15 protein-coding genes are annotated in these 16901 nt (G+C 56.8%); 8 read left to right on the forward strand and 7 right to left on the reverse strand.

What is annotated here, in order from left to right; translation table 11 throughout:
• Positions 1 to 25: 25 nt before the first annotated feature.
• The 3 genes from JLG71_RS08405 to yeiP form a co-directional block, all read right to left on the reverse strand.
• Complete coding sequence (locus JLG71_RS08405) at positions 26 to 1003, reverse strand: CobW family GTP-binding protein (protein ID WP_200914089.1); 978 nt, start codon at positions 1001 to 1003, stop codon at positions 26 to 28.
• Positions 1004 to 1121: 118 nt separating this feature from the next.
• Entirely contained in the window at positions 1122 to 2588 is a 1467-nt protein-coding gene (locus JLG71_RS08410) for a mannitol dehydrogenase family protein (protein ID WP_122116907.1), read from the reverse strand.
• A gap of 282 nt (positions 2589 to 2870) precedes the next feature.
• Positions 2871 to 3443, reverse strand: a complete 573-nt coding sequence (gene yeiP, locus JLG71_RS08415) for an elongation factor P-like protein YeiP (protein WP_004122911.1) — start codon at positions 3441 to 3443, stop codon at positions 2871 to 2873.
• Positions 3444 to 3591: 148 nt separating this feature from the next.
• Here yeiP and JLG71_RS08420 point away from each other — a divergent pair, with 148 nt between their 5' ends.
• Positions 3592 to 3843: a YkgJ family cysteine cluster protein gene (locus JLG71_RS08420; RefSeq protein ID WP_014230170.1), complete on the forward strand. Its 252-nt coding sequence runs from the start codon at positions 3592 to 3594 to the stop codon at positions 3841 to 3843.
• A gap of 25 nt (positions 3844 to 3868) precedes the next feature.
• Here JLG71_RS08420 and setB read toward each other — a convergent pair whose 3' ends face one another.
• Complete coding sequence (gene setB / locus JLG71_RS08425; protein ID WP_032721873.1) at positions 3869 to 5050, reverse strand: sugar efflux transporter SetB; 1182 nt, start codon at positions 5048 to 5050, stop codon at positions 3869 to 3871.
• Positions 5051 to 5381: 331 nt separating this feature from the next.
• Between setB and fruB the strand changes: the two genes are divergently transcribed.
• From fruB to JLG71_RS08455, 6 genes are all read left to right on the forward strand, one after another.
• Positions 5382 to 6512, forward strand: a complete 1131-nt coding sequence (fruB, locus tag JLG71_RS08430) for a fused PTS fructose transporter subunit IIA/HPr protein (protein ID WP_004852698.1) — start codon at positions 5382 to 5384, stop codon at positions 6510 to 6512.
• Complete coding sequence (gene fruK / locus JLG71_RS08435; protein ID WP_004103928.1) at positions 6513 to 7451, forward strand: 1-phosphofructokinase; 939 nt, start codon at positions 6513 to 6515, stop codon at positions 7449 to 7451.
• Positions 7452 to 7467: 16 nt separating this feature from the next.
• A complete protein-coding gene (fruA, locus tag JLG71_RS08440) occupies positions 7468 to 9156 on the forward strand; it encodes a PTS fructose transporter subunit IIBC (RefSeq protein WP_200914091.1) in 1689 nt (562 codons plus the stop codon).
• Positions 9157 to 9480: 324 nt separating this feature from the next.
• A complete protein-coding gene (locus JLG71_RS08445; RefSeq protein WP_200914092.1) occupies positions 9481 to 10416 on the forward strand; it encodes a pseudouridine kinase in 936 nt (311 codons plus the stop codon).
• On the forward strand, positions 10409 to 11344 hold the full coding sequence (locus JLG71_RS08450) for a pseudouridine-5'-phosphate glycosidase (RefSeq protein WP_004852691.1): 936 nt from the start codon (positions 10409 to 10411) through the stop codon (positions 11342 to 11344). Before JLG71_RS08445 ends, JLG71_RS08450 begins: the two co-directional genes overlap by 8 nt.
• A 95-nt stretch (positions 11345 to 11439) precedes the next feature.
• Positions 11440 to 12690, forward strand: coding sequence for a NupC/NupG family nucleoside CNT transporter (locus JLG71_RS08455; protein ID WP_049080624.1), 1251 nt, complete (start codon positions 11440 to 11442; stop codon positions 12688 to 12690).
• A 31-nt stretch (positions 12691 to 12721) separates the two neighbouring features.
• Here JLG71_RS08455 and JLG71_RS08460 read toward each other — a convergent pair whose 3' ends face one another.
• The 3 genes from JLG71_RS08460 to JLG71_RS08470 form a co-directional block, all read right to left on the reverse strand.
• On the reverse strand, positions 12722 to 13813 hold the full coding sequence (locus JLG71_RS08460) for a sugar kinase (protein ID WP_014839060.1): 1092 nt from the start codon (positions 13811 to 13813) through the stop codon (positions 12722 to 12724).
• A gap of 1 nt (position 13814) precedes the next feature.
• Positions 13815 to 14672, reverse strand: a complete 858-nt coding sequence (gene nfo / locus JLG71_RS08465) for a deoxyribonuclease IV (RefSeq protein WP_014230162.1) — start codon at positions 14670 to 14672, stop codon at positions 13815 to 13817.
• A gap of 96 nt (positions 14673 to 14768) precedes the next feature.
• The gene (locus JLG71_RS08470) at positions 14769 to 15818 is read right to left on the reverse strand and encodes a YeiH family protein (protein ID WP_014230161.1); all 1050 of its coding nucleotides are present in this window, start codon (positions 15816 to 15818) and stop codon (positions 14769 to 14771) included.
• Between the two features lie 173 nt (positions 15819 to 15991).
• Between JLG71_RS08470 and yieE the strand changes: the two genes are divergently transcribed.
• Positions 15992 to 16858, forward strand: coding sequence for a DNA-binding transcriptional regulator YeiE (gene yieE, locus JLG71_RS08475; RefSeq protein WP_014839059.1), 867 nt, complete (start codon positions 15992 to 15994; stop codon positions 16856 to 16858).
• Positions 16859 to 16901 lie beyond the last annotated feature (43 nt).

The raw sequence follows: 16901 nt of genomic DNA on the forward strand, positions 1-16901 counted from the left end.
GTAAACGACGGCAACCATAGCCGTCTTAACTTAAACGAATCCTCAACAAGGAGGCCTGCAGTGCGTTCCAGTCCGTCTCGGTATCGGCAATCAGCTCGATACGGCTATCGGGAGGGGAAACGTTCTGCGTCTCAATATGCAGATCGCGCTGCTGGCGGTTGATGCGTACCACTCCTTCCGCGATGCGCATCACGCCTTTTACGCGCCCGACCGGCGCCAGGCGCGCCCATTCGAGCAGGGCCACGGTGTCGAAAACGGTTTCGGCGTCAAAAATCCAGCCGCAGGCGTGATAGCCCTGGCCGCTATTGAGGCTGCGACGCCAGCGCTGATGGGCAGGGAGGCTCAGTGCCGCAAGGCCCTGTTTCTGCCCGTGGCCGTGCGCGTGTTCGGGGCTGGCGGGAAGCGGCGCAAGATTGCGGCGCGGCAAATCAAGCAGTGCCGGGTCGATATTCCCCCGCGTGGCGCTGACGAACCGCCGATCGCCGGCATAGGTCTGCCACCAGGCGGCGAATGCGCGTTGGCTTTCCTCCGTTGCGCGGTCGGCTTTATTACTGATAATGACGTCAGCGGCGGCCAGCTGGTCGCGAAAGTTGTCGTTGATCACAATTTTTTCGTCCAGCAGCTGGCGCGGATCCAGCACGCATAAGGTGGCGCGCAGGTCGATCCACGGCTCGTATATTGCGGCGGTCAGCATATCGAGGATCTGTTTAGGATGGCCAAGCCCGGTGGGTTCTATCAGCAGGCGATCGGGTTTGCCCTGGCGCAGCAGGGTGTTGAGCCCGACCTGCATCGGCAGACCGTTCACGCAGCACATGCAGCCGCCGGGGATCTCTTTGAGCAGCGCGCCGCTTTCCGCCAGCAGCGCGCCGTCAATGCCCACTTCACCAAACTCGTTGACCAGCACGGCCCATTTTTCATCCGCGGGCTTATGGGCCAGCAGATGCAGAATCGACGTCGTCTTGCCGCTGCCGAGAAACCCCGTGATCAAATTGGTTTTGGTCACTTTTTCTCCAGGATAAATGTAATGTTGTAACAGTTACGCTATCCTGACGAAAAAAAGGGGAAAAGAGAAGTCTTACCGCGGACAGAAGGGGGATCTGTCCGCTAAAAGGCAGAAATTGTTAAGCGTTCAGCGTGCCGGCAATCGCCTGACGCGCGCCAAAAGCGGCGAGCTGATGCCATGCGGCGGTGATATGAGCGACAAACTGCGGGTTCTGCGGCAGGTCGCGGCCGAAGATCTCTTCAAGCGTAAGCAGGGCCGCCACGCGCTGGTGTTCATCGCTGGCAGAAACCCGTTTCTGCATCTTATCGGCCAGCGGATCGCGAATATCAATCGCATTTCCGGCATCGTCAATACCGCTGACGTAGCGCATCCAGCCGGCCACGCCGAGCGCCAGCAGCGGCCAGCGGCTGCCCCGAGCGAGATGGACGCGAATACCCTCAAGCATACGTTGCGGCAGCTTCTGGCTACCGTCCATGGCGATTTGCCAGGTGCGATGCTTTAGCGCCGGGTTGCTGAAGCGCTCGATCAGGCTGTCAGCGTACGCCGTCAGGTCAACGCCCTGAATGGATAAGGTCGGCGCCTGTTCGTCAAGCATCAGGCGGTAGGCGGCGCTGCGGAAAATCGGATCCTGCATGCAGTCGCTAATGTGCGCATGGCCAGCCAGATAGCCAAGCCAGGCGAGAAACGAGTGGCTACCGTTGAGCATCCGTAGCTTCATTTGTTCCCACGGTAAAACGTCATCGGTCATCTGGACGCCCGCGGTTTCCCAGTCCGGGCGACCGGCAACAAAGTTATCTTCAATAACCCACTGGATAAAGGGTTCGCAGCTGATTGCGCAGGGGTCTTCCACGCCTAGCGTCGCGCTAATTTCTGCCAGCGACTCATCGGTGGCGGCGGGCACGATGCGGTCAACCATGGTACCGGGAAAGCTGACGTGTTCGGCGATCCACTGCGCCAGCCCGGAGTCCCGTTTTTCGGCCATTCCCAGCACGGCGTTTTTTACCACATGTCCATTATCGGGAATATTATCGCAGGAGAGGACGGTAAACGGCGGTAGCCCCCGCTGTCGGCGGCGCGCCAGCGCTTCTACCAGAATGCCGGGAACCGATTGCGGCAGCGTCGGATTTTGCAGATCGTGAATAATGCGCGGCTGCGTCATATCCAGCTGGCCGCTGGCCGGATCGATGCAGTAGCCCTTCTCGGTGATGGTCAGAGAGACAATGGCGACCTGCGGTTCGCAAAATTTCTCAATAATGGCGGCCAGCGAATCCAGTTTCGCATTCAGACACTCATGAACGGCGCCGACAATAATCGGCTGATTGCCCTCGGCGCCTTTTTCCAGCACGGTAAACAGGTGGTCCTGCTGGCGAAGCTGGCTCATCAGCCGATCGCCGCTGAACAGGCTAATCTCACAAATCCCCCAGTCTCCGCCGCTGGCGTTGAGCACCCGATCGGTGAGAAGGGCCTGGTGCGCGCGATGAAACGCGCCAAAACCGAAATGCACAATACGCGAACGCAGCTGACTGCGATCGTATCGAGGAAGCTGTACGCCTTCCGGCAGCGTGGCTGTCGCAATGGTTGTCATTCTTAACACACCTGATTAACCAATAATTAACATGGCCAGTGTAAAGATATATGACAACAAATTAAATTGGTGAGCCTTATTTATCCGCTTAATGTGAGCTTGATCATGCAATTCTGTCGCGGTAAACGGTCAGGCCGCAAAGTATGCGGAGAGAGCCGGTGAGATTAGCGGTAACTTCGCTATTTTTGGTATAACAGCTTTTGGCGGAGGGGAGATTGCGGATAAGGGGCTAATAAAAAGGACAGCCGCTGGCTGCCCTCCTGGATATTGCAAACGCGGAGTTTAGTCCGCGCGGCCCATGTAGCGGCTCTCTTCGATATGGATGCGGATACGCTCTCCCGCGCTCAGGTATTCAGGCACCTGAACAACAAGGCCGGTGCTCAGCGTCGCCGGTTTGTTACGCGCGCTTGCGGATGCGCCTTTGATACCCGGCGCCGTCTCAACGATTTCGAGATCCACGGTCTGCGGCAGTTCCAGGGCCAGCAGCTGGCCGTCCCAGGTCAGAACCTGCATATCCGGCATGCCGCCTTCCGGCATAAACAGCAGCTCTTCTTCGATCTGCTCTTTGGTGAAGATATACGGGGTGTAATCTTCTTTATCCATAAAGACGTATTCGTTGCCATCGATATAGGAGAAGTCAACGAAGCGGCGGGTCAGGGTGACGGTATCGACGATGTCGTCGCCTTTGAAGCGTTCTTCCACTTTCAGGCCGGTGCGTACATCGGAGAAACGCATTTTGTACAGCGTCGCTGCGCCGCGGGCGCTGGGTGACTGAATATCAATATTTTTAACAATCAGCAGTTTGCCGTTGTAATTCAGCACCATACCTTTTTTAATTTCATTCGCTCTTGGCATTGCAGTAATCCTGTCACTTAAAGGGTCGAAAATATCGCGTAAAACTACTCGCGCCGGGCCTTTCAGGCAAGTGGAATTCGTCGGTTTTGCTATCTTCAGGTAAAACGTTTAGGCTGGGCTGCTAAAAGCGTTATCGGAAGAGTCGATTATGGAATGCCGCCCTGAATGCGGAGCTTGCTGTATCGCTCCTTCTATCTCCAGCCCTATCCCGGGCATGCCGCAAGGCAAGCCGGCAAACACCCGCTGCGTGCAGCTATCGCAAAATAATCTCTGCGCTATTTTTGGCTCGCCGTTAAGGCCGAAAGTGTGCGCCAGCCTGAAGCCGGAAGCGGAAATGTGCGCCACCAATCGCGAAGACGCCATGACCTGGCTGCTTCATCTTGAGCTGAGCACTTCGTGACGGTGCAAGCCCGCGCGGGATACCCTTAAACGTCTTTAATACGCCACAGGCAGGCCTGAGTAATGACCCCCATCACCAGCGCAATCCAGAAGACGGCGTGATAGCTCCAGACTTCCGCAACGACCCCCGCCAGCGAACCGGCGATAATCCAGCCAACGCGTGTGGTATTGGTATAAAGCGTGGTGGCCGCACCCGCCTGTCCGGGCATCAGATCCTGAAAATAGAGCATGCCGATACCGGCGAGAATGCCGATGAAAATGGCGTTCAGCGCCTGCAGGGCCAGCAGCAGTCCGGGGGTATGGACGGTTAGCATGCCAACGTAAAACAGCACCCCGGCCACCGCTGAGATGCGCATCAGGAAACGTTTGCCGAAACGTTTGGCGTAGTAGCCCGCAATCAGCATGGTCGGGATTTCCAGCCCGGCGGCGGTGCCCATCATGACGCCGGCCAGCTTCTCCGGTAAATGCAGTTCATTGATGATAAACAGCGGCATATTAATGATGTACAGGCTGTTGATTCCCCACATCAGCGTACAGATGATAAACAGCAGCAGCGCGTCGCGGCGGTTGGTGCGCGGCGCTTCAAGATGGCCCGTAGCGATCTTCGGCTCTTTACGCATGCTGGGAAGAAAAAACCAGACCATCGCGCCGCAGACCACAAAGGCAACTGCCGCGCTGAGATACATCACCGTAAAGCCAAAACCCATGGCCAGCGCGTAGGCCAGCGGCGGTCCGATAACCCATGCCAGCGATACCTGAGCGCGCAGAATCGAGCTAAACATGACCGCCTCGCGGCCCGTTTTGTCCGCATGCTCGCGGGCGAGGGCAAACATCTGCGGGTTGGCGGTGGAGCCGAAGCTGCTGAGAAATACCCCGATGAACAGCAAAATAAAGTAGTTACGGTTCCAGGCGAAGAGCACGCAGGCCAGCACGCCCATCAGGCAGCAGAAGACGATCAGCCGCTTGCGGTCGCCTTTGCGATCCGAACGCCCGGCGAGGAACTGGCTCACCAGAATGCCGATCACCGCGCTACCGGTAAAAAAGAAGCCGACCATCGCCGGTCGCACGTGAACCTCGTTCGTCAGAAACAGGCTCAGCGTTGGCGTCTGGAGTGCCCCGGCGATACCCGTCAGGAAGGCGACGATCAGAAAGGCGGAAGAGGTGAAATCAAACCCGCGTCGTGGCAGGGCGGCGCTACTGTTTTGCATGTCGGCGTTCATCGGTTTTCAGGAGTCGCGGAGTTTACGCCGTCACTCAGAAAATGAACAGTACCAGGGCACGAATAAATCAAAAAGACGTTTCAAAATCAAACTTCAGCAGAAAGCTGAAGTTTTCCCGGCCTCGACGCTCCCGCTTCAGCAAAAGTGTGCTGTATCTCTAACTTCTGTTATCAGAAAACGAACTTTTCTTGCCTGGCGGCTAATAAAGGTACAGACTTCTTGAAACGTTTCAGCGTCATCGGGAGATTCTCCGGCAGGTAGATGACGCATTTTTTCTCAAAGTAGCTGAAACGATTCAATTCAGCAGGGGAGGAGAACCATGTTCCAGTTATCTGTGCAGGATATTCATCCCGGTCAGCAGGCCGGTAATAAAGAAGAGGCTATTCGTCAGGTTGCCTCCGCGCTGGTCAGCGCGGGCAACGTGGCAGACGGCTACATCAACGGGATGCTGGCTCGCGAGCAGCAAACCTCCACTTTCCTTGGCAACGGTATTGCGATTCCGCACGGTACCACCGACACCCGCGATCAGGTACTGAAAACCGGCGTTCAGGTGTATCAGTTTCCGCAGGGCGTGACCTGGGGCGAAGGGCAAACCGCCTACGTCGCTATCGGTATTGCCGCCAGCTCGGATGAACACCTGGGGCTGCTGCGTCAGCTGACCCACGTGCTGAGCGACGACTCCGTTGCTGAACAACTTAAGTCCGCGACGACCGCTGAAGAGCTGCGCGCCCTGTTGATGGGTGAAAAGCAGAGCGAAGCGCTGAAGCTGGATAACGAGACGCTGACCCTGGACGTTGTCGCCAGCGACCTGCTGACCCTGCAGGCGCTGAACGCCGCTCGGCTGAAAGAAGCCGGCGCCGTCGATGCTTCCTTTGTTAGCCGTACGATTAATGATAAACCGCTGAACCTCGGTCAGGGCATCTGGCTGAACGACAGCACCGAAGGCAACCTGCGCAGCGCCGTTGCCGTCAGCCGCGCGGCCAGCGCCTTTACCAGCGATGAGCAGCCGGTTTCTCTGCTGATCACCGTCGCGATGGCCGATGACCAGCCGACCGCCGTGCTTAATCGCCTGAGCAATTTGCTGCTCGACAAAAAAGCTGACCGTTTGCTGAAGGCTGATGGCGCCACGCTGCTGGCGCTGCTGACCAGCGACGACGCGATTGCGGAAGATGTTCTCAGCGCGGAATACGTTATCCGCAACGAGCACGGGCTGCACGCGCGTCCCGGCACGATGCTGGTTAATACTATTAAACAATTCTCCAGCGACATTACCGTCACCAACCTTGATGGTTCGGGCAAGCCGGCCAACGGCCGCAGCCTGATGAAGGTCGTGGCGCTGGGCGTGAAAAAAGGTCACCGCTTGCGCTTTACCGCGCAGGGTGAAGATGCGCAGCAGGCGCTGGATGCGATTGGCGAAGCGATCGCCGCAGGCCTTGGGGAGGGCGCATAAATGAGCAGACGTGTCGCAACGATTACTTTAAACCCGGCCTACGACCTGGTGGGTTTTACCCCGGAAATTGAACGCGGTGAGGTTAACCTTGTTCGCACCACCGGTTTGCACGCCGCAGGGAAGGGGATCAACGTTGCAAAAGTGCTGAAAGATCTCGGTATCGACGTCACCGTTGGCGGTTTCCTCGGTAAAGACAATCAGGATGGTTTTCAGCAGCTGTTCAGCGAGCTGGGCATTGCTAACCGTTTTCAGGTTGTTCAGGGCCGTACCCGTATCAACGTCAAGCTGACGGAGAAAGACGGCGAAGTCACCGATTTCAACTTCTCCGGCTTTGAAGTCACGCCGGGCGACTGGGAGCGTTTTGTTAACGATTCCCTGAGCTGGCTGGGCCAGTTCGATATGGTTTGCGTGAGCGGTAGCCTGCCGTCTGGCGTCAGCCCGGAAGCGTTCACTGACTGGATGACCCGTCTGCGTAGCCAGTGCCCGTGCATCATTTTTGACAGCAGCCGCGAAGCGCTGGTTGCCGGTCTGAAAGCGGCGCCGTGGCTGGTTAAACCTAACCGCCGCGAGCTGGAAATCTGGGCGGGCCGCAAGCTGCCTGAAATGAAAGATGTGATTGAAGCCGCTCATGCGCTGCGTGAGCAGGGAATTGCCCACGTGGTTATCTCCCTTGGCGAAGAAGGCGCTCTGTGGGTTAACGCATCCGGAGAGTGGATTGCCAAGCCGCCTTCCGTTGAAGTGGTAAGCACCGTTGGCGCCGGTGACTCTATGGTTGGCGGCCTGATTTATGGCCTGCTGATGCGTGAGTCCAGCGAACATACGCTGCGCCTGGCAACGGCAGTTGCCGCGCTGGCGGTGAGTCAGAGCAATGTCGGTATTACCGATCGTACCCAGTTGGCCGCAATGATGGCGCGCGTCGACTTACAACCCTTTAATTAACAGCAGGAGAGGCATAATGAAAACGCTGCTGATTATTGATGCCGGGCTTGGACAGGCTCGCGCCTATATGGCGAAGACCCTGTTAAGCACCGCGGCGCAAAAAGCGCAACTCGAACTGATTGATAACCCGAACGACGCTGAGCTGGCGATTGTGCTGGGCACGGCGCTGCCGGCCGACAGCGCGCTGAACGGCAAAAAGGTCTATCTCGGCGATATTAACCGCGCCGTAGCGCACCCGGAGCTGTTCCTCGGTGAGGCCAAAAGCCATGCAACGCCTTACAGCGCCCCGGCCGCTGCCGCTGTACCCGCAGCGACCAACGGTCCGAAACGCATCGTGGCGGTCACCGCCTGTCCGACCGGGGTGGCGCACACCTTTATGGCGGCGGAAGCGATTGAAACCGAAGCCAAAAAACGCGGCTGGTGGGTGAAAGTTGAAACGCGCGGCTCCGTGGGCGCGGGCAATGCAATCACCCCGGAAGAAGTTGAACAGGCGGATCTGGTGGTGGTGGCTGCCGATATCGAAGTGGATCTGGCGAAATTCGCCGGTAAGCCGATGTATCGCACCACCACCGGTCTGGCGCTGAAGAAAACCGCTCAGGAGCTGGATAAAGCCGTTGTTGAAGCGAAACCGTATCAGCCTGCGGGTAAATCCCAGGCCGCGGCGGAAGGCAAAAAAGAGTCCGCTGGCGCCTATCGCCACCTGCTGACCGGCGTGTCGTACATGCTGCCGATGGTGGTGGCGGGCGGTCTGTGTATCGCGCTCTCCTTCGCTTTTGGTATTAAAGCCTTTGAAGTGAAAGACACCCTGGCCGCCGCGCTGATGCAAATCGGTGGGGGCTCAGCCTTCGCGCTGATGGTGCCGGTACTGGCGGGCTTTATCGCCTTCTCCATCGCTGACCGTCCGGGCCTGACGCCGGGTCTTATCGGCGGTATGCTGGCGGTAAGCACCGGGTCCGGCTTTATCGGCGGTATCATCGCTGGTTTCCTTGCCGGTTACGTGGCGAAAGCGATCAGTACGAAGCTGAAACTGCCGCAAAGTATGGAGGCGCTGAAGCCAATCCTGATCATTCCACTGGTTTCCAGCCTGATCGTAGGTCTGGCGATGATTTACCTGATTGGTAAGCCCGTTGCCGGGATCCTCGAAGCGTTGACCCACTGGCTGCAAACCATGGGCACGGCGAACGCGGTTCTGCTCGGTGCAATCCTCGGCGGTATGATGTGTACCGACATGGGCGGCCCGGTGAACAAAGCGGCCTACGCCTTTGGTGTTGGTCTTCTGAGTACCCAAACCTATGCGCCTATGGCGGCCATTATGGCGGCGGGTATGGTTCCACCGCTGGCGCTGGGTCTGGCGACCCTGATTGCGCGTAAAAAGTTCGACAAAGCGCAGCAGGAAGGCGGTAAAGCCGCACTGGTTCTCGGCCTGTGCTTTATCACCGAAGGCGCGATTCCGTTCGCTGCTCGCGACCCGATGCGCGTCCTGCCTTGCTGTATCGTTGGCGGCGCGGTCACCGGCGCGATGTCCATGGCGGTCGGTGCTAAGCTGATGGCGCCGCACGGCGGTCTGTTCGTCCTGCTGATTCCTGGCGCGATTACGCCGGTACTCGGTTATCTGATGGCGATTGTTGTCGGTACGCTGGTCGCAGGGCTCTCCTACGCGGTGCTGAAACGTCCTGAAGTTCAGGTAGCAGAAAAAGCAGCCTGATCGACCCAATAAATCGTTCTCAAGGGCAGAGTCTTCTCTGCCCTTTTTTTATGCCTCATCTCCTCCCGCTCATCCTGCCGTATGTGCTCTCCTTCGCATTTTTAAACTGTTTAAAAACCATACGGGTCATTTTTTGTGATTTTGTTCATGTTCATATGAAATCCCTCTTGCTGACCTCTTTACTTTAAAAACATTGCGCTTAACATAAACACATGTTCACATTCAAACATGTGTTTATTAAGGGGTGATGAATGGGCGTATGATTATTTATTGATATTCAATAATTCCACTGCCATAGCATTTTTTATGCTGGAGGGTATTTTTATGCCTGAAAATGATTACGTTGTAATTATTGGATCGGCAAATATGGATGTTGCTGGTTATTCCAATGTATCGTTGAACTATGCGGATTCTAACCCCGGGAAAATAAAATATACTCCCGGCGGCGTAGGGCGAAACATTGCGCAAAACATTGCCTTGTTAAATAAAACAGCGTGGCTATTATCGGTTGTCGGTGACGATTTTTATGGCCACTCTCTATTAAAACAAACGGCCCAGTCCGGGGTTCACGTCGATAAATGTCAGGTTATCCATGGAGAAGGTACTTCAAGCTATTTATCGCTGCTTGATAATACCGGTGAAATGCTGGTGGCGATTAATGATATGAGCATCACAGAACATATTACGCCAGCGTTTTTAAGACAGCATCAAGATTTTATCCGCAATGCCGCGGTGATTGTCGTTGATTGCAATATCAGCGAGGCCGCTCTCGCCTGGCTGATGGAAAATTGCGGCGCAACGCCCGTTTTTGTCGATCCGGTTTCAGCCTGGAAGTGCGTGAAAATCAGCCAGCATCTGGGGCGTATTCACACCCTGAAACCGAACCGAATTGAAGCTGAAACGCTGAGCGGCATCGCCCTGTCCGGCACGGATGACGTCGCGCGCGTTGCCGACTGGTTTCATCAGCGTGGCCTGAAGCGCCTGGTGCTGAGCATGGGCGGCGACGGGGTTTACTACAGCGAGAAAGAGGGCGAACGCGGCTGGTCAGCGCCGCTGAAAACTCAGGTCGTTAACGTCACCGGCGCCGGTGACGCCATGATGGCCGGCCTTGCCTGCTGCTGGCTCGACGGCTGTTCATTTTCGCAAGCGGTGAAGTTTGCTCAGGGATGCTCTTCTCTGGCGCTCTCATCGGAATTCACCAATAACCCTGAATTATCTTACGCCAACGTAAAAAAGGTAGTGGAGAAAGAATATGTCTGAATTAAATATTTCCTCTGAATTATTACAGGTTTCTGCGGAAGTTCAGCAGGCGTTGAAAAATAATCAGCCAGTAGTGGCGCTGGAATCGACCATTATTTCTCACGGCATGCCATTTCCGGAAAATGCGCAAACGGCGCTGGAAGTAGAAGAAACCATTCGTCGCCAGGGGGCGGTGCCGGCAACCATTGCGATTATTCATGGCGTCATGAAAGTTGGCTTAAGCCGTGAAGAAATTGAACTGCTGGGTCGCGAAGGGCATAACGTCGCCAAAGTTAGTCGTCGTGATTTACCCTTTGTTGTCGCCGCGGGATTAAATGGCGCGACCACCGTGGCGTCCACCATGATTATTGCCGCAATGGCCGGGATTAAAGTCTTCGCTACCGGCGGTATTGGCGGTGTACATCGCGGAGCCGAGCACACGTTTGATATTTCCGCCGATTTGCAGGAGCTGGCAAATACCAACGTCACCGTCGTCTGCGCCGGTGCAAAATCTATTCTCGATCTCGGTTTAACGACCGAATATTTAGAAACGTTTGGCGTTCCGCTTATTGGTTATCAAACCTCTGCGCTGCCGGCATTCTTCTGCCGAACCAGCCCGTTTGACGTCAGCATTCGCCTCAATAGCGCCAAAGAGATCGCCAAAGCGATGGCGGTGAAATGGCAGTCGGGTCTGAATGGCGGCATGGTGGTGGCGAACCCCATTCCTGAAGCGTTCGCGATGCCGGAAGAGAAAATCAACGCCGCCATCAACCGGGCGGTGAAGGAGGCGGAAGAGCAGGGCGTGGTGGGGAAAGCGAGTACGCCGTTCCTGCTGGCCCGCGTAGCGGAGCTGACCGGCGGAGACAGCCTGAAATCCAATATTCAGCTGGTCTTCAACAACGCCATTCTGGCCTGCGAGATTGCCAAAGAGTATCAGCAGGTAGCCTGACGACAGTTGCGGGCCGTTTGCGGTTGCCCGCCCCGATATCAACGATACCGAAAGCCTGGCCCACGCCGGGTTTTCCACCAGGTAAGGATATCATTATGGACATCATGAGAAGTCTTCTGGGGATGGTGGTGTTGCTGGCCATTGCCTTTGTGCTGTCAGTCAATAAAAAACGCATCAGCGTCAGAACGGTAGGGGCGGCGCTGCTGCTGCAAATCGTCATTGGCGGGGTGATGCTCTACTTTCCGCCGGGCAAGTGGCTGGTCGAGCAGGCCGCGCTTGGGGTACATAAAGTCATGTCCTATAGCGACGCCGGAAGCGCGTTTATTTTTGGTTCACTGGTCGGCCCGAAGATGGACGTGCTGTTTGACGGCGCCGGCTTTATCTTCGCCTTCCGCGTGCTGCCCGCCATCATTTTTGTCACCGCGCTGATAAGCCTGCTTTACTACCTCGGCGTGATGGGGCTGCTGATCCGGATTCTCGGCGGCATCTTCCAGAAGGCGCTGAATATCAGCAAAATTGAGTCTTTTGTCGCCGTGACCACCATTTTTCTTGGGCAAAATGAGATCCCGGCGATCGTCAAACCGTTTATCAACAAGCTCAACCGCAATGAGCTTTTTACCGCGATTTGCAGCGGGATGGCGTCGATCGCCGGGTCGATGATGATCGGCTATGCCGGTATGGGCGTGCCGATTGATTATCTGCTGGCCGCTTCGCTTATGGCTATCCCCGGCGGGATTCTGTTTGCCCGTATGCTGAGTCCGGCAACCGAAGCATCCCAGGTCACTTTCGACAATCTCTCCTTCACCGAGACGCCGCCGAAAAGCGTTATCGAGGCGGCGGCGTCAGGGGCGATGACCGGCCTGAAAATTGCCGCCGGGGTGGCAACGGTAGTGATGGCGTTTGTGGCGATTATTGCTCTGCTGAACGGTATTATCGGCGGCATTGGCGGCTGGTTTGGCTACGGTCACGCCACGCTGGAGGGAATTTTCGGCTTCCTGCTCGCGCCGCTGGCATGGATTATGGGCGTTGACTGGAGTGATGCGACGCTGGCGGGCAGCCTGATTGGCCAAAAGCTGGCGATAAACGAATTCGTCGCCTACCTCAACTTTTCTCCCTATCTGCAAGCCGGCGGCAATCTGGACGTGAAAACCGTTGCGATCATCTCGTTCGCGCTGTGCGGTTTCGCCAACTTTGGCTCGATCGGCGTGGTTGTCGGGGCGTTTTCGGCCATTTCACCGCAGCGCGCGCCGGAGATTGCCCAGCTTGGGCTGCGCGCCCTGGCGGCGGCCACGCTCTCTAACCTGATGAGCGCCACCATTGCCGGGTTCTTTATTGGCCTGGCATAACAGGCTGCGCGCACCGCGCCTGCGGTGCGCGCTACGCCACGCCGGGAAGTAAATTGAGCGCGTTATCAACGGACAACGAGGGGTTGTTGATACCGTCGCTGGCGCGGGTGATGGCGGTGCAGGCCATGGCGAAAGCGACGCTTTCTTTAAAGTCGCTACCGTCGAGATAGCTATAAAGTAGCCCTGCCATTAGCGCATCGTCGGCGCCGAAGCTGTCTATCGTCGTATGGTCCGGCAGACTCATCCGGAAGCGTTCACCCCCTGCTTCGCTACAGAAAACAGCGTCGTCTTCCGAGCAAATCACCACCCGCTGAGTTCCCCTTTCGTGCAGCCATGCTAGCGCCCGATCGCGATCCGCGTCGTTTTCGATAGCCTGTCCCCAGAGGATCTGGAGTTCGCGCAGCGTGGGTTTGAGGGTGTGGATCTTCCCCAGCCATGGGCGAATGCGGTGCGCTTTAAACTCGGACACGGTATCAACAAATACCGGAATGCCGTTAGCCAGGGTAAATACCCACTCCAGCGACTGCTCCGTCAAATTACAATCGACCAGAACGACGCCGGCATGCGTCAGCAGATCCCGATACTGATTCAGCAGCTGGGGCGTGAGCGACTGTAAAATATGCGTATCGTTAATCGCCAGCACCGTCTCTTCCTGCGGGTTAGCGATGGAGAGGTAGGTGGCGGTGTTATGGCCGTGCAGGCGGATACAGCTTTGCACGTTAACGCCCGCCTGGCGGGTTTGCTCCAGCAGCGTTTCGCCGTAAAAGTCGCTGCCGACGGCGGAAATCAAATGCACATCGCGGCCCAGCAGCGCCAGGTTATGCGCGATGTTCCGCGCCACGCCGCCGGCAGAGCACTGGATATTCCCCGGGTTGGAGACCGGTTGAGGATAATGAATATCGGCAATTCCGCGGATATCCATATTCACCGCGCCCAGCGAGACGCAGTACTCCTGCTCGGTAAGGATGTAGCCTTTGCCCTTGATGGCCCCCTTACGCGTGAGGTCCATAATATGCGCGGCCACGCGGGAGCGGCTAATCTGCAGAATATCGGCAATCTCATGCTGCTGAATTAGCGGATTGCGCCGCAAAATTTTGAGGATCTGCTTTTCCCTGTCGTTCATATCAGACCGTGGCCTCTTCCGTTTGCTGCGCCCGCAGCCAGGCGATCTCTTCCGCCCAGATATCAGGATTGATCGTTTCCAGAATCAGCGGGATACCGTCAAAGCGGCGGTCCTGCATAATCCAGCGGAAAGCATCATGGCCAATATTGCCTTCACCCAGGCTGTGGTGACGGTCAACGCGGCTGGCGAACGCGCTTTTCGCATCGTTCAGGTGCATACCGCGCAGATACTGGAAACCCACAATTCGGTCGAAATCAGCGAAGGTTTTTTCGCACTCTTCGGCGCTGCGCAGGTCGTAGCCGGCGGCGAAGGCGTGACAGGTATCAATGCACACGCCGACGCGTGATTTATCTTCCACACCGTCGATGATGGCCGCCAGATGCTCAAACTTAAAGCCCAGGTTACTGCCCTGGCCGGCGGTGTTTTCAATGACCGCCGTGACGCCTTCGGTTTTTGCCAGCGCGATATTGATCGATTCGGCGATACGCGCCAGACATTCGTCTTCCGGGATTTGCTGCAGATGGCTACCCGGATGGAAATTCAGCAGCGTCAGGCCGAGCTGCTGGCAGCGGGAGAGTTCATCAATAAAGGCATCGCGGGATTTTTCCAGCGCGTCCTCAACCGGATGACCGAGGTTTATCAGATAGCTGTCGTGCGGCAGAATTTGCCCCGGGCCGAACTGGTACTTTTCGCAGGCGGCTTTAAATTCAGCAATGGTTTCGTCGCTCAGAGGGGCGGCGCGCCACTGGCGCTGGTTTTTGGTAAAGAGGGCAAATGCGGTCGCGCCGATTTCGGCTGCGCGAATGGCGGCGTTGGCTACACCGCCGGAGGCGCTGACGTGCGCTCCAATATATTTCATAAAAAAACTCCAGTTAAGCCGCTGGGGGGAGGGTAATGATAGCGGCTTAGCCGGAGAGTTACATCATCCTTAATACAACCTGAGTAGCGAGGGGCTTCAGGCCATCAGGCTATGAATGGCCAGGTTAATCGCGCCGCCGCCGACAATCAGCCAGACGAAGAGCATCAGCGCCATCAGCAGCGGTTTGGCGCCGGCTTTTTTCAGCGCGCTGACGTGGGTGGTCAGGCCGAGGGCGGCCATCGCCATCGCCAGCAGTACGGTATCCAGCGTGACCAGCATATCGACAACCGCTTTCGGCAGCAGGTGGAAGGAGTTAAACACCGCCACCAGAATAAACAGGATCGCAAACCACGGAATGGTGATTTTACTTTTCTCACCGCCGTTTGCCGGGGCTAATTGCTTCACGCGCGCGGCGAGGAACAGCAGGAACGGAGCCAGCATCATCACGCGCAGCATTTTTGCAATCACCGCCGCGTTTTCCGCGTCCGGACCCACCGCGTGGCCTGCCGCGACAACCTGAGCAACCTCATGCATCGTCGAACCCATATAAATGCCGTAGGCTTCCGGCGTGAACCAGTGCGCCAGGAAGGGATAAATCGCCGGGTACAGGAAGATGGCAATGGTACCGAAAATCACCACCGTGGCGACGGCGACCGTGACTTTGCTGGCCTCCGCTTTGACGACCGGTTCCGTTGCCAGTACCGCTGCCGCGCCGCAGATGCTGCTGCCGGCGCCAATCAGCCAGCTGGTATGTTTATCGAGGCCGAAAACCTTTTGCCCAAGAAAACAGGCGATCAAAAAGGTGCTGGAAAGCGTCAGAACGTCAATCACGATACCGCCGACGCCGACGTCGGCAATCTGGGCGAACGTCAGGCGAAAGCCGTATAAGATGATGCCGAGGCGCAGCAGGTGCTGCTTGGCAAAAATCACGCCGCCGTCGCAGGGCTGCCAGATTTTCGGGTAAACCGTGTTACCGATGACCATGCCGAATAAAATGGCCAGCGTGAGGGCGCTGAAGCCCGCGCCGGCGATAGCCGGAAAGCTACCGGCCCACAGCGCTGCGCCGGTGAGCAGGGCGGTGAGCGCCAGTCCAGGTGCAAAGTGCCGCAATGGGCGATGTTTAGTCGGTAAAGTGAGTGCTGTCATAACCTTCTCCTTTGTCTGGGAAAAGCATACGACTCGCTGGTTTAAATATAAAATTGATTATATATTTATAATTAATCGAAATAAGTGGTAAAAACGCGGTTTCGCGGTTTGAGAACGATGGGCCTCAGCCTCACGCCGCGGATCGCGAGTCGTCTATAAAGGCAGGAAAAAATATGCATATCACGCTACGTCAGCTGGAAGTTTTTGCTGAAGTTTTAAAAAGCGGATCGACCACTCAGGCGTCGCAAATGCTGGCGCTTTCCCAGTCGGCGGTTAGCGCGGCGCTGACCGAACTGGAAGGGCAGCTGGGGGTGCAGCTCTTTGACCGCGTAGGGAAAAGGCTGGTGGTCAACGAGCACGGCAGGCTGCTTTATCCGCGGGCGCTGGCGCTGCTGGAGCGGGCGCTGGAGATAGAGCAGCTGTTTCGCGGCGACAACGGCGCGATCCGCGTCTACGCCAGCAGCACCATCGGCAACTATATTCTGCCGGAAATCATTGCGCGCTATCGACGGGATCTGCCGGATTTACCGCTGGAGCTGAGCGTGGGCAATAGCCAGGACGTGATCAATGCGGTGGCCGATCTGCGCGTGGATATCGGGCTGATTGAAGGTCCCTGTCACGCCGCGGATATTATCGCCGAACCCTGGCTGGAAGATGAGCTGGTGGTCTTTGCCGCGCCGGATTCGCCGCTGCTGGCAGGGGAGGTGACGCTGCAACGGCTGGCGGAAGCGCCGTGGATTTTACGCGAGCACGGCTCCGGGACCCGGGAAATCGTCGACTATTTATTACTCTCGCATTTACCGGCGTTTCATCTTGGGATGGAGCTGGGCAACTCGGAAGCCATCAAGCACGCGGTACGCCACGGTCTGGGCATTAGCTGCCTGTCGCGACGCGTGGTGGCGGAGCAGCTTGAAGTCGGATCGCTGGTGGAGCTGACGATTCCGCTGCCGCGCTTAACCCGCACCTTGTGGCGCATTCATCACAGGCAGAAGCATATTTCCAAGGCATTACAGCGATTTCTGCATTATTGCGACGTGTAAAAGCGGACGCCACGCGCGCTGGCGTTTTCGGGATTTCATGCTT

It is taken from the genome of Klebsiella michiganensis, from assembly GCF_015139575.1.
Lineage (GTDB): Bacteria > Pseudomonadota > Gammaproteobacteria > Enterobacterales > Enterobacteriaceae > Klebsiella > Klebsiella michiganensis.

Bases quoted from the DNA above. Each gene is read 5' to 3' on its own strand.
- JLG71_RS08450 (WP_004852691.1), top strand. From the start codon at position 10,409: ATGTCTGAATTAAATATTTCCTCTGAATTATTACAGGTTTCTGCGGAA.
- fruB (WP_004852698.1), top strand. From the start codon at position 5,382: ATGTTCCAGTTATCTGTGCAGGATATTCATCCCGGTCAGCAGGCCGGT.
- JLG71_RS08455 (WP_049080624.1), top strand. From the start codon at position 11,440: ATGGACATCATGAGAAGTCTTCTGGGGATGGTGGTGTTGCTGGCCATT.
- JLG71_RS08445 (WP_200914092.1), top strand. From the start codon at position 9,481: ATGCCTGAAAATGATTACGTTGTAATTATTGGATCGGCAAATATGGAT.
- JLG71_RS08460 (WP_014839060.1), bottom strand. From the start codon at position 13,813: ATGAACGACAGGGAAAAGCAGATCCTCAAAATTTTGCGGCGCAATCCG.
- JLG71_RS08420 (WP_014230170.1), top strand. From the start codon at position 3,592: ATGGAATGCCGCCCTGAATGCGGAGCTTGCTGTATCGCTCCTTCTATC.
- yieE (WP_014839059.1), top strand. From the start codon at position 15,992: ATGCATATCACGCTACGTCAGCTGGAAGTTTTTGCTGAAGTTTTAAAA.
- fruA (WP_200914091.1), top strand. From the start codon at position 7,468: ATGAAAACGCTGCTGATTATTGATGCCGGGCTTGGACAGGCTCGCGCC.
- nfo (WP_014230162.1), bottom strand. From the start codon at position 14,672: ATGAAATATATTGGAGCGCACGTCAGCGCCTCCGGCGGTGTAGCCAAC.
- yeiP (WP_004122911.1), bottom strand. From the start codon at position 3,443: ATGCCAAGAGCGAATGAAATTAAAAAAGGTATGGTGCTGAATTACAAC.
- fruK (WP_004103928.1), top strand. From the start codon at position 6,513: ATGAGCAGACGTGTCGCAACGATTACTTTAAACCCGGCCTACGACCTG.
- setB (WP_032721873.1), bottom strand. From the start codon at position 5,050: ATGCAAAACAGTAGCGCCGCCCTGCCACGACGCGGGTTTGATTTCACC.
- JLG71_RS08470 (WP_014230161.1), bottom strand. From the start codon at position 15,818: ATGACAGCACTCACTTTACCGACTAAACATCGCCCATTGCGGCACTTT.
- JLG71_RS08410 (WP_122116907.1), bottom strand. From the start codon at position 2,588: ATGACAACCATTGCGACAGCCACGCTGCCGGAAGGCGTACAGCTTCCT.